Annotated in this window: 10 protein-coding genes; 4 read left to right on the top strand and 6 right to left on the bottom strand. The window is 67.2% G+C overall.

All coding sequences use genetic code 11. The annotated features are described in order from the left end of the window. Position 1: 1 nt before the first annotated feature. On the bottom strand, positions 2–847 hold the full coding sequence (locus KNW02_RS15285; protein ID WP_216034147.1) for an ABC transporter permease: 846 nt from the start codon (positions 845–847) through the stop codon (positions 2–4). A gap of 118 nt (positions 848–965) precedes the next feature. Between KNW02_RS15285 and KNW02_RS15290 the strand changes: the two genes are divergently transcribed. The 4 genes from KNW02_RS15290 (at position 966) to KNW02_RS15305 (ending at position 5,335) form a co-directional block, all read left to right on the top strand. Continuing rightward, positions 966–2,555 (top strand): KpsE/RkpR family capsule polysaccharide export protein, encoded by a 1,590-nt coding sequence (locus KNW02_RS15290; RefSeq protein ID WP_252733949.1) that lies wholly within the window; start codon positions 966–968, stop codon positions 2,553–2,555. Further along, positions 2,552–3,220 (top strand): ABC transporter ATP-binding protein, encoded by a 669-nt coding sequence (locus tag KNW02_RS15295; RefSeq protein ID WP_216034148.1) that lies wholly within the window; start codon positions 2,552–2,554, stop codon positions 3,218–3,220. The genes KNW02_RS15290 and KNW02_RS15295 overlap by 4 nt, the downstream gene beginning before the upstream one ends. A gap of 109 nt (positions 3,221–3,329) precedes the next feature. Beyond that, the gene (locus KNW02_RS15300) at positions 3,330–4,490 is read left to right on the top strand and encodes an NAD-dependent epimerase/dehydratase family protein (protein WP_216034149.1); all 1,161 of its coding nucleotides are present in this window, start codon (positions 3,330–3,332) and stop codon (positions 4,488–4,490) included. Positions 4,491–4,567: 77 nt separating this feature from the next. Then, complete coding sequence (locus tag KNW02_RS15305) at positions 4,568–5,335, top strand: SDR family NAD(P)-dependent oxidoreductase (RefSeq protein ID WP_216034150.1); 768 nt, start codon at positions 4,568–4,570, stop codon at positions 5,333–5,335. Here the strand turns inward: KNW02_RS15305 and KNW02_RS15310 are convergent. The 5 genes from KNW02_RS15310 to KNW02_RS15330 form a co-directional block, all read right to left on the bottom strand. Next, a complete protein-coding gene (locus KNW02_RS15310; RefSeq protein ID WP_216034151.1) occupies positions 5,332–6,867 on the bottom strand; it encodes a Ppx/GppA family phosphatase in 1,536 nt (511 codons plus the stop codon). The two genes, KNW02_RS15305 and KNW02_RS15310, sit on opposite strands and share 4 nt — an antisense overlap. Positions 6,868–6,923: 56 nt before the next feature. Then, entirely contained in the window at positions 6,924–9,089 is a 2,166-nt protein-coding gene (locus KNW02_RS15315; protein ID WP_216034152.1) for an RNA degradosome polyphosphate kinase, read from the bottom strand. A gap of 28 nt (positions 9,090–9,117) precedes the next feature. Then, on the bottom strand, positions 9,118–9,807 hold the full coding sequence (locus tag KNW02_RS15320) for a P-loop NTPase family protein (RefSeq protein ID WP_216034153.1): 690 nt from the start codon (positions 9,805–9,807) through the stop codon (positions 9,118–9,120). Positions 9,808–9,816: 9 nt separating this feature from the next. Beyond that, a complete protein-coding gene (locus tag KNW02_RS15325; RefSeq protein WP_216034154.1) occupies positions 9,817–11,040 on the bottom strand; it encodes an AI-2E family transporter in 1,224 nt (407 codons plus the stop codon). A 65-nt stretch (positions 11,041–11,105) separates the two neighbouring features. Further along, positions 11,106–11,303 carry a hypothetical protein gene (locus KNW02_RS15330; RefSeq protein ID WP_216034155.1) on the bottom strand — a complete coding sequence of 66 codons (198 nt, stop codon included), beginning with the start codon at positions 11,301–11,303 and terminating at the stop codon, positions 11,106–11,108. Between the last annotated feature and the right edge of the window lie 89 nt (positions 11,304–11,392).

Raw genomic sequence — 11,392 nt, forward strand, 5'->3', positions numbered from 1 at the left:
CTCAGCTGTTCAGCAGATCCCGGTGATAGCGGTGCAGCAGCAGCAGGCCGATCACCATCAGCACCAGCCCGACGGCGAACACATAGAGCGGGCTGACATAGTCGCCCCGATAGGAGATGTAGAACCCCTTGCGCATCTGCCCGACGACATGCACCAGCGGGTTGAACCACAGATAGGGCTGCACCTGGTCGGGCACGTCGTCGAAGATGAAGAAGATGCAGGACAGCAGGAACAGCGGCCGGTTGACGATCGACCAGATCTGCTGCCACCAGGGGAAGGCGGTGAACAGGAAGCAGTTCAGCATCCCGATCCCGATGGCGAAGGTGAAGGTCATCGCGAAGGCCAGCGCGATCTCGAACAGCTGCGGATCGGTCCGGGTGTCCAGCATCAGCGTGATGCTGGAGAAAACCACATAGGCAACAAGCAGTTGCGTGATGGTATTGAAGAAGACCTTGGCCAGGATCGCGTCCATGTAGGTGACCGCAGGATAGGCCAGAAGCGGCTTGGCCTGCCGGATCGTCAGCCCGAGCTTGTTCGAGATGCCGAGGAAGGCCATGAAGGGCACGACGCCGGTGGCGTAGAAGATCGCGAAATCCGTGCCCAGCGGCGGCGACCGGAAGCCGAACGAGAAGATCAGCGTCAGCAGCAGGATGCCGCCCACCGGCTCGGCGATCGCCCAGAGATAGCCGCCGGGCGATCCGCCATAGCTGGTCGCCATCTCGCGCAGGGACAGCGCCCCGATCGAGCGCAGGCTGGCATAGGGACGCTGCTGGTGGACCGGGCGCAGGCGCGGCTCGGTCGGCTCGCCTGCGGCACCGCCTGCCGATGAGGGATATGTCTGGGGCATCGGCCGCCTGGCTGCCTGTGCTTGTCACGACCCCGTCAGGGATCGGCGCTGGAACTGTCGCCGGGCTTTATGTATGAGAACTGCCGACAGATCAACAGACAGGCGGGAGTCCGCGCGCATGTCCGCCCATGACAACTCGATGAAATCCGACCCGCAGAAACCGGGGGGCGGCGACACTCCGGGCGAGGCGGGCGGCGCCCGCCCGGCCTTTCTGGATCACGCCGCGCCGCCGCAGAACCCGCCCGCCCCGGCGGCGGGTGCAGGCGGACAGGCCGCCCCGGCCCATGCGGCGGCGCAGGCCGCGGCGCGCGGCCCCGGGCCTGCACCGATGGCGGGCAAGGGTCCGGGCGGACCGGCAGCGGGCCCCGCAGCCGGGCAACCGGCCCCGAAGCCGGCGCCCGGCGCTCAGGCCGGCGCGCAGCCCAAACCCGGACCGGGCCAGCCGCCGAGGCCGCAACCCGGCCCCGGCCAGCAGCAAAGGCCCATGGGTCCGGCCGAGGCGGAACGCCACCGCCAGCAGGTCCAGCGCCAGCAGGCCGAGCGCCTGCAGACGCAGCGGCTTGCGAACCCGCAACCGCAGGTCCGCCCGCCCGCGAAACCGGCCGGGTTCGAGCGGCGGCATCTGTGGCTGCTGCTCAGCTTCTTCCTCGTCGTGCTGGCGCCGATCGCGGGCAGCACCTGGTATCTCTATGCCCGCGCGGTGGATCAATATGCCTCCTATCTCGGGTTCTCGGTGCGCAGCGAGTCGGGCGGGACCTCGACCGACCTGCTGGGCGGGCTGGCCACCTCGCTGGTCGGCGTGACCAGCAGTTCCAGCAGCGATACCGACATCCTCTACAAGTTCATCCAGAGCCGCGATCTGGTCGAGCGCGTCGATACCGATCTGGATCTGCGCGCGATCTGGTCCAAGGCGCCGGGCGATCCCATCTTTCGCTATACCGGCGACGCCTCGTTGGAGGATCTGCTGGACGAATGGGAACGCAAGGTCAGGGTCTATTACGACGACGGCATGATCGATCTGCGGGTGAACGCCTTCGATCCCGTCGATGCGCGCAGGATCGCCGAGGCGATCCTCGATGAAAGCACGGTGCTGATCAACGATCTGAACGATGTCGCGCGCGAGGACGCGCTGCGCTATTCCCGGACCGAGCTGGACGATGCCCAGACCCGGCTGCAGGCCGCGCGGAAGGCGGTGACCGAGTTCCGCAACCGTCACCAGCTGGTCGATCCTTCGGCCGATGTGCAGGGCCAGATCGGCGTCGTCTCATCGCTGCAGCAGCAGCTGGCCGAGCAGCTGGTCGCCCTGGGCCTGTTGCGCGCCAACGCCCAGCCCAACGATCCCCGCATCGAGCAGACCCAGCTGCGGGTTGACGTGATCCGCGAGCAGATCAAGGAAGAACGGCAGAAATTCGGCTCGGAGACGGCCAGCGGCGAGGTGCTGTCGGAACTGGTCGGGCAGTACGAGACGCTGGCGGTCGAGCGCGAATTCGCCGAGCAGACCTATATCACCGCGCTGGCCGCCTATGACACCGCCCGGGCCGAGGCCGTGCGGCAGTCGCGCTATCTTGCCGCCTATGTCAAGCCGACGCTGGCGCAGGCGGCGGAATATCCCGAACGCAGCAAGCTGATCATCATCATCGGCGGCTTTCTGGCGCTGCTGTGGGTGGTCGGGGTGCTGGTCTTCTACAGCCTGCGCGACCGGCGATGATCAGGCTGCAGAACCTGACCAAGATGTACACGCTGAACGGCCGCCACAAGCTGGTGGCCGACGACATCACCGCCGTCTTCCCGACCGGCGTGTCGGTGGCGCTGCTGGGCCGCAACGGCGCCGGCAAGTCCTCGCTTCTGCGGATGATCTCGGGGGCGATGCTGCCGACCTCGGGGCGGATCCTGTCGAACGGCACGATCAGCTGGCCGGTCGGCTTCGCCGGCTCGTTCAACCAGGAACTGAGCGGCGAGCAGAACTGCCGCTTCGTCGCCCGCGTCTATGGCGTGGATACCGACGAGATGCGCGATTTCGTCGAGGATTTCGCCGAACTGGGCGACCATTTCTACCTGCCGCTGCGCAGCTATTCCGCCGGCATGCGATCGCGGCTGTCCTTCGGCATCTCGATGGCGGTGCGCTTTGACACCTACCTCGTCGACGAGGTCTCGGCCGTCGGCGATGCGGCCTTCAAGGAGAAGTCGAACCGGGTCTTCAACAACCGCCTGGCCAATGCCGGGGCGCTGGTCGTGTCTCATTCGATGCCCATGCTGCGCGAAACCTGCCAGGCCGGCGCCGTGCTCGAGAACGGCCGGCTCAGCTATTACCATGACGTGAGCGACGCGATCCAGGTGCATCTGGAGAACATGCAGCGCGGCCCGACCGGCTGATCGCCGCCGATTGTAACGGCTTTGTATCGGTCGCGTTTCACGGGATGGAAACCGCCTCGCAGCCGTCCTAGAACATCGCCCGAAGACGGATTGCGAAGGCGTTGCCAACATGAAGATCATCGTTCTGGGCGGAGACGGGTTCTGCGGCTGGCCCACCGCGCTGCACCTGTCGGCGCGCGGCCATGACATCATCATCGTCGACAACCTGTCGCGGCGAAAGATCGACGTGGAACTGGAGGTCAGCAGCCTGACCCCGATCCGCCCCCTGGGCGAGCGTGTGAGGGCCTGGCACGAACTGACCAACCACACGATCCGCGTCGAGAATTTCACCGTCGGCGAACATTACCACCGGCTGCTGACCCTGCTGCAGCAGGAAAAGCCCGATGCCGTGATCCATTTCGCCGAACAGCGCGCCGCCCCCTATTCGATGAAATCCAGCTGGCACAAGCGTTACACCGTCAACAACAACCTGAACGCCACCAATGACGTGCTGGCCGCCATCGTCGAAAGCGGGCAGGACATCCATCTGGTGCATCTGGGCACGATGGGCGTCTATGGCTATGGCACCGCCGGGATGAAGATCCCCGAAGGCTATCTGGATGTGGTGGTGGAAACCGAGAACGGCCCGCACCGGCAGGAAATCCTCTATCCCGCCAATCCGGGCAGCATCTACCACATGACCAAGACCCAGGATCAGCTGTTCTTCTTCTACTACAACAAGAACGATGGCGTCAGGATCACCGACCTGCATCAGGGCATCGTCTGGGGCACCCAGACCGAGGAAACCCGGATGGACGACCGGCTGATCAACCGTTTCGACTATGACGGCGATTACGGCACGGTGCTGAACCGTTTCCTGATGCAGGCGGCGGTGAACTATCCGCTGACGGTGCATGGCACCGGCGGGCAGACCCGCGCCTTCATCCATATCCAGGACACCTGCCGCTGCATCGAACTGGCGCTGATGAACCCGCCGAAACGCGGCGACCGGGTGAACATCCTCAACCAGATGACCGAGACGCACCGGGTCCGCGACCTGGCGCGGATGATCGCCGATCAGACCGGGGTCGAGGTGGCCTTCCTGAAGAACCCGCGCAACGAGGCCGACGAGAACGAGTTGCACGTCGCCAACGACCGCTTCCTCGGGCTGGGGCTGGAACCGATCAAGCTGGAGGACGGGCTTCTGGCCGAGGTGCAGGAGATCGCGCGCAAATATGCCGGCCGCTGCGACCGCGAGAAGATCCCCTGCCTGTCGCAATGGCGCGGCTAGGCGCTCGGGCCGACCGCCCTTTTCATCCGCGCGCCCATGCCTAGACTGGCCGCGACAGAAGCTGGGGGAATCCGCAGATGAAGACGGCAATCGTAACCGGGGCGGCACGGGGCATTGGCCTCGCCACGGCGAAACTGTTCGCGTCCGAGGGCTGGCAGGTCGCGATGATCGACCGCGACGGCCCGGAACTGGCCAGGGCCGTGCCCGAGGTCGCGACCGGCTTCGGCATCGACTGCGACATCTCGCAGCCCGATCAGGTCGCGGCGATGGTCGCAGGCGTGCTGGACCGGACCGGCCGCATCGACGCGCTGGTGAACAATGCCGGCGTCGCCGATTTCGGCCCGATCGAAGAGACCGATTTCGCCCGCTGGCGGGCGGTCATGGCGACCAATCTGGACGGCACCTTCCTGGTCAGCCAGGCCTGCATCCCGGCGCTGAAGGAACGCGGCGGGGCGATCGTCAACATCGCCTCGATCTCGGGGTTGCGGGGATCGACGCTGCGGGTCGCCTATGGCACCTCGAAGGCGGCGGTGATCCAACTGACCCGTCAGCAGGCGGCGGAACTGGGCGAATACGGCATCCGCGCGAATTGCGTCGCCCCCGGCCCGGTGCGCACCAAGCTGGCCATGGCCGTCCACAGCCCCGAGATCATCGCCGCCTATCACGACGCGATCCCGCTGAACCGCTACGGCACCGAGGAGGAACTGGCCAATGCCATCGTCTTTCTGGCGGGCGACAGGGCCAGCTATATCTCGGGGCAGGTTCTGGCCGTCGATGGCGGCTTCGAGACCACCGGCGTCGGCCTGCCGGCCCTGCGCGGGCAGAAGGCCGGGCGGGACGGCTAGTCCAGCACCAGCGGCTCGGCCCCCATGGCGCTGCACAGCGACTTGAACCGCGCATGGGCGACCTCGCCCATCAGTTCGCGCCCGGTCGCGGTCAGCTTGAGTTGCAGGGTTTTCTTCTTCGGCAGGTATTTCAGCACTGCCGCGTCCTGCGGGTCGTCGATGGCGAACATCGCCCCGAAGCGCATCGCCTTGCCCAGAATCTCGGCATCCTGAAGCTCGGCCTCGTCGAGCAGCGAGAACAGCGGCGCCATCGGCGAATTCGCCCGGCTGTTCTTGTAGCGGTGCAGCAGCGCCAGCCCCAGAAACACCCGCTCGGGGTGGCTCAGCGCGGCCATGTTGGCGCGGGTGACATTGTCGAAACAGGCCTCGGCGCGGTATTCGGGATGGGCGCGCCAGGTGGTGTCATGCAGCAGGCAGGCAGCGCGCACGAGGCGATCCCGCTGCGGCGACAGATCGCCATAGATCGGCAGCAGGAACTCGTAGAGCTTTCGGCCGAAGCCGGGCATCCGCGCCATCTGCCGTTCGGAAAAGCGGGCGGCCTCGATCAGCGGATCGCGCCGGCGCAGGCGTTCTGACATATGCTCGAACAACAGCCCCTCGCGGATGCCGTAACTGGAGGTCGCCAGTTCGGCCGGCTTGAAGGCCGCGATCAGTTCGGCGAGGACCTGCGAGGCCAGCGGGACCAGTTCCATCCGCGAGGCGGAAATGCCGACCCGGCCGCGCAGATCGTTCAGGTCATTGGCGGCGATCCAGTCGATGGTCTCCTCGACCGATTTCGGCGTCATCCGGTATTCGTGCAGCACGATCATCGGATAGCCGCGCCGCTCCATGTCGAGGCGGGCGATGGCCCGCCACGAGCCGCCGACCAGATAGATGCGGTCGTGATCCGTGCCCAGCCGGGCGACCAGATCGGCCATGATCCCGCGGATATGCTTGCGCAGCCCGTCCTTGCCGCCCTTGACCTGCTGCAGCCGGAACGGGCCCAGCTGCGAGCTGGCGCGGCGCCCGACCTTGCCATCGGCCACCTCGGCCAGTTCCATCGAGTTGCCGCCGATGTCGCAGACCAGCCCCTTCGCATCGGGCCAGCCCAGAAGCACGCCCTGCGCCGACAGCCGCGCCTCTTCCTCGCCGTCGATGACATGCAGCTTCAGCCCGGTCTCGCGCTCGACCCGCTGCTGGAAGGCCGGGCCGTCCTCGGCATCGCGCACGGCGGCGGTCGCCACGCAGGTCAGCGGCTCGATATCCATGCCCTTGGCCAGCGCGGCAAAGCGGCGCAGCGCGTTGAATCCGCGCTCGACCCCGGCCGGGTTCAGCCGCCCGGTCGCGGCCATCTCGGCCCCCAGACCGGCCATCACCTTCTCGTTGTAGAAATAGGCCGGCGAGCGAGCGGCGCCGTCGAACACCACCAGCCGGATCGAGTTCGAGCCGACATCGACCACGCCGACGCGCGACAGCGCCCGCTTGGGCAGTTTCTCGAAGGTCCTGCCGAAAGGCTCGACCTGCCTGCCCGAGGTTGTCAGCACGCCGTTCATGGCAAAGGCTCCTGCTTGCGCATCGGGTCCGTTAATGACCGCTGATGCCGCGTCGGTCAATCCGGGGAATGGGTCAATGCCGGCACGTCACGCGCCCCGGCCGTCCCCCGACCCGAAAGTGACGGATTTTCCATGAAGAAACGATGACAGTTGAACAGATCGTCGCGCCCGTCCGGCAGATAGCGGATATAGCGCCCGTCCGGGTGCAGAAGCCAGCTTTGCGCCTCGTCGGCCATGTTCGCGGCCATAATCTGGCTGACGATCTGCGCCTTCACCGTGTCGTTGTGGCATTCCACCAGTGTCTCGACCCGCCGCGACAGGTTCCGCCCCATCCAGTCGGCCGAGGAAAAGAACACCCGCGCCCTTCTGGACGGCAGGCCAAAGCCATTGCCGAAACAGACGATCCGGGAATGTTCCAGATAGCGGCCGATGATCGACTTCACCCGAATATTCTCGGACAAGCCCCTGATTCCGGGGCGAACTCCGCAGATTCCGCGAATCACCAGGCTGATCTTTACCCCGGCCGCGCTGGCGGCATAGAGCGCCTCGATCACGTCGCGCTGGATCAGCGAATTCATCTTGGCCCAGATCGCCGCCGGCCGGCCCTGACGCGCATATTCCGCCTCGCGCGCGATCAGCGTCAGCAGCGTCTCCTTGAGGTCGATGGGCGAGATCGCCAGATTCTCGAGGTTGTCGGGCTGGACATAGCCGGACAGGTAGTTGAACACCTTGGTCGCATCGCGCCCCATCGCCGGATCGCAGGTGAACAGCGACAGGTCGGTATAGATGCGCGCCGTGATCGGGTGATAGTTGCCGGTGCCATAATGGGTATAGGTGACCAGATTGTCGCCCTCGCGCCGGACCACGGCGCTGATCTTGGCATGGGTCTTGTAGTTGACGAAGCCATAGACGACATGCGCGCCGGCCCGTTCCAGCCGGCGCGACTGGCGGATATTGGCGGCCTCGTCGAAGCGGGCCTTGAGTTCCACCAGCGCGGTGACCGACTTGCCGGCCTCGGCCGCCTCGCACAGGGCCTCGACGATCGGGCTGTCGCGGCTGGTGCGGTAGAGCGTCTGCTTGATCGCCAGCACGTCGGGATCGCGCGCCGCCTGCTGCAGGAAGCGCACCACCATGTCGAAGGTCTCGTAGGGGTGGTGCAGCAGCATGTCCTTCTGCCGGATCGCCGCGAACATGTCGCCGTGATGGTCCTGCACCCGTTCCGGCACGCGCGGGGTGAAGCCCGGCCACAAGAGGTCGCGGCGGTGATCCAGCACCAGTTCGCGCAGATCGGCCATGCCCAGAAGGCCCTCGACCTCGACCACCTCGTCGGGGTTGACCGCCAGTTCGTCCATGATCAGCCGGCGCAGGCGTTCGGGCGCGCCCGAGGTGATCTTCAGCCGGATCACGCTGCCGCGGCGGCGGCGTTTCAGCGCCGTCTCGAATTCGCGGACCAGATCCTCGGCCTCTTCCTCGACCTCCAGATCGCTGTCGCGCAGCACCCGGAAGGCGCAATGGCCGGTATCGCGATAGCCCGGGAACAGGCTCGACAGATACATCAGCAGCAGTTCTTCCAGCCGCAGGAAACGCTCGCCCCCCGGCAGGCGGATGAACCGCCCCAGCTGGGTCGGGATCGGCAGCAGCGCCTGCATCTTGCGGCCGTCGGTCTCGCGCGCCAGTTCCAGTGCCAGCGAGAAGCCGGCATTGGGGATGAAGGGAAAGGGATGCGCCGGGTCGATGGCCAGCGGCGACAGCACCGGCAGGACCTTGGCCTCGAAATAGCGCCGGCCGAATTCCTCGTCCTCGGGCGTCAGGCGGTCGCGCGTCAGGATGACGATGCCGGCCTCTTCCATCTCGCGCTGGAGGCGGTTCCAGACGCCCTGCTGCGCCCCCATCAGGCGGCGGGCATCGGCATTGATCAGGGCCAGCTGCTCGGCCGCGGTCCGCCCGTCATCCGAGGGCGTGGTGTTCCCCTCGCGCACCAGTTCGCGCAGCCCGGCCACGCGGACGGTATAGAACTCGTCCAGATTGGTGGCGCTGATCGAGATGAAGCGCAGCCGTTCAAGCAGCGGCACCCGCGCGTTGCGCGCCTCGTCCAGAACCCGCCAGTTGAAGCTGAGCCAGCTGATCTCGCGGTTGAAGAAGCGCGCCGGCCCCTCGGGCACGCCGTCCGGCAGGTCGCTGGCTTCGGGAAAGGGGGTTCGGAGGTAATCGGCCTGGGTCATCGTCTCTCGTGTCGGGATGGGCGCGCGATCATGCGTCGGCGCGCACCGGATTGTCCAGCAACGCGGCGGCGAGGCGCCGTGTCACCGGACCCTTCTGCGCCATCGCGGCCCGGTCCAGCGCCGCCACCAGCCGCCGCGCCTGACCGAGATCGCGGTCCATACGCAAGACCAGCCAGTCGATCAAGCCCGCAGAGACCGCCAGTTGCCGGTCGGCGAACAGCTTCACCAGAACGGCGGCCATCAGCGCCTCGTCGGGCGGGCCCAGCCGGACCTGCGGCATCGCGTCCATGCGCGAGCGCAGGTCGGGCAGCACCAGCCCCCAGTCGCGCGGCGCATGCCGGGCGGTCAGCAGCAGCAGGCAGTCGCGCGCCCCGCAGAGGTTCCACAGGTGAAACAGCGCCTGTTCGGCGCCGGCCGCGCGGCCCGCGCGGTCGGCATCCTCGATCACCAGCGCGCCGCCCTCGGCCGCCAGATGATCGGCGGCCTCGGGGCGCAGCGCCGCGGCCTTGACCCGCCGGGCGCCGTTCTCGGCCGCCCAGAAGGCCGCCAGATGGGTCTTGCCCGCCCCCTCGGGCCCGATCAGCAGCATGCGTCCCTGCGGCCAGCCCTGCGGCTGATCCAGCGCAGCCATCGCCGCGGCATTGGCCGCCGCCGGCAGGAAATCGGCCCGCGAATGGGCGGGCGGCGTGGTCAGATCGAGGGTCAGCTGGCGTGACAAGGCGCGGGCTCAGTCGCGGCCGGGCGGAGGGGCGCCGGCCGACTGGGTGCCGGTCAGGCGGGCCTCGTCATGGACCGCGGCCAGGGTCCGGTCGGCATCCTGCCGGGCCTTGCGCAATTCGGCGGCGACGGTGCCGCGCGGCGCGATCTCGACCAGCAGCGGCGTCTCGGCCTGCGCAGGCACGCCCTGCCCGGTATAGAGCGCGCTTTCGCGGTACATCTCGATGGCAAAGCGCGCCAGCACCCCCAGCCCGGCGGCCAGCGGCACGGCGGCGACCATGCCGACAAAGCCGAACAGCGATCCGAAGACCGACAGCGCCAGAAGCAGCCAGACCGGATGCAGCCCGACATGGCCGCCGACGATCTTGGGTTGCAGGTAATTGCCCTCGACCACCTGCCCGGCGGCGAAGATGGCGATCACCGCGCCGATCCAGACCGGATCGCTCCAGAAGCTGAACAGGGCCACGCCGATGGCCGTCGCGCCCCCGATCAGCACGCCGACATAGGGGATGAAGGACAGGATCGCCGCCATCATGCCGATGAAGAAGCCGAAGGGCAGCCCGACCAGCATCAGGGCGATGGAATACCAGGTGCCGAGGATCAGGATCACCAGCCCCTGCCCGCGCACGAAGCCCGACAGCGCCCGGTCGATCTCGCGCGAGAGGCGGCGCAGCACGGGCGCATGTTCGCGCGGCAGCAGCGAATCGATCTTCGCCACCATCCGGTCCCAGTCCAGCAGCAGGTAGAAGGCCACCACCGGCACGATCACCAGGATCGCGATGGCGCTGATGGCGCCGCCGACCGAACTGAGCACGGTCTGGGCGATATTGCTCCAATGCTCGCCCATGGCCCGGCCCAGATCGGTCAGCGCCGTGCCGAGGGTGCCGCCGGCGGGCAGCAGGTCGGGAAAGCGGGCGCTGAGGAAGGCGCGGCCCTGCTCGATCATCTGCGGCGCGGTCTCGATCAGGGCGGCGGCCTGGCGGATCAGCACCGGCACCACCAGCAGGATGACGGCGGCGAAGATCAGCACCGCGCCGACGGTGATCACCACCACCGACATGAGCCGCGACAGCCCGGCGCGTTCCAGCCGGTCGGCCACCGGATCCAGCAGATAGGCGACGCCGGCGCCGAGGATGAAGGGCAGGATCGCCTGCCCCAAGAGCCACATCACCGCCAGCAGCACCGCCGCCGCGATGCCCCACCATTTCAGCTGCTTCTGGACCGGGATGCGCATCGACGGTGTCCTCTGTGATCTCGGGCTGTATGTGCCGGCTTGGCGGCGGGGTTGCAAGGGCGGGGTCAATCGGGCTTTGGTGGCGGGGTGTAGGCGTCGGGATCGGCACGCCAGCGGAGCCATTCGTCGTCGAAGGTGGGCGTTCCATCAAATGGAGACGGCGGAAACTCCCATTTCGGCCAGTGCCACGGCGGGGTCACGCCGGGCGGCAGGATGACGCTGGCAGGGAGTGTCAGGAACTCTGTGTATCTGATCCGGCCCATGCAGTTTCAGATACTCAAGCGGCGAAGCGCTCGCCGAACATTATGGCGAACTGGTTGCGGGCCGCAAACCATTCCCGGACGTTTCGGCC

The sequence above is a fragment of the Paracoccus marinaquae genome (assembly GCF_018860165.1).
In the GTDB taxonomy this organism is placed as follows: domain Bacteria; phylum Pseudomonadota; class Alphaproteobacteria; order Rhodobacterales; family Rhodobacteraceae; genus Paracoccus; species Paracoccus marinaquae.

Coding starts and splice junctions, on each gene's coding strand:
- KNW02_RS15305 (WP_216034150.1), top strand. CDS start 4,568: ATGAAGACGGCAATCGTAACCGGGGCGGCACGGGGCATTGGCCTCGCC.
- KNW02_RS15295 (WP_216034148.1), top strand. CDS start 2,552: ATGATCAGGCTGCAGAACCTGACCAAGATGTACACGCTGAACGGCCGC.
- KNW02_RS15330 (WP_216034155.1), bottom strand. CDS start 11,303: ATGGGCCGGATCAGATACACAGAGTTCCTGACACTCCCTGCCAGCGTC.
- KNW02_RS15290 (WP_252733949.1), top strand. CDS start 966: ATGTCCGCCCATGACAACTCGATGAAATCCGACCCGCAGAAACCGGGG.
- KNW02_RS15285 (WP_216034147.1), bottom strand. CDS start 847: ATGCCCCAGACATATCCCTCATCGGCAGGCGGTGCCGCAGGCGAGCCG.
- KNW02_RS15315 (WP_216034152.1), bottom strand. CDS start 9,089: ATGACCCAGGCCGATTACCTCCGAACCCCCTTTCCCGAAGCCAGCGAC.
- KNW02_RS15325 (WP_216034154.1), bottom strand. CDS start 11,040: ATGCGCATCCCGGTCCAGAAGCAGCTGAAATGGTGGGGCATCGCGGCG.
- KNW02_RS15300 (WP_216034149.1), top strand. CDS start 3,330: ATGAAGATCATCGTTCTGGGCGGAGACGGGTTCTGCGGCTGGCCCACC.
- KNW02_RS15310 (WP_216034151.1), bottom strand. CDS start 6,867: ATGAACGGCGTGCTGACAACCTCGGGCAGGCAGGTCGAGCCTTTCGGC.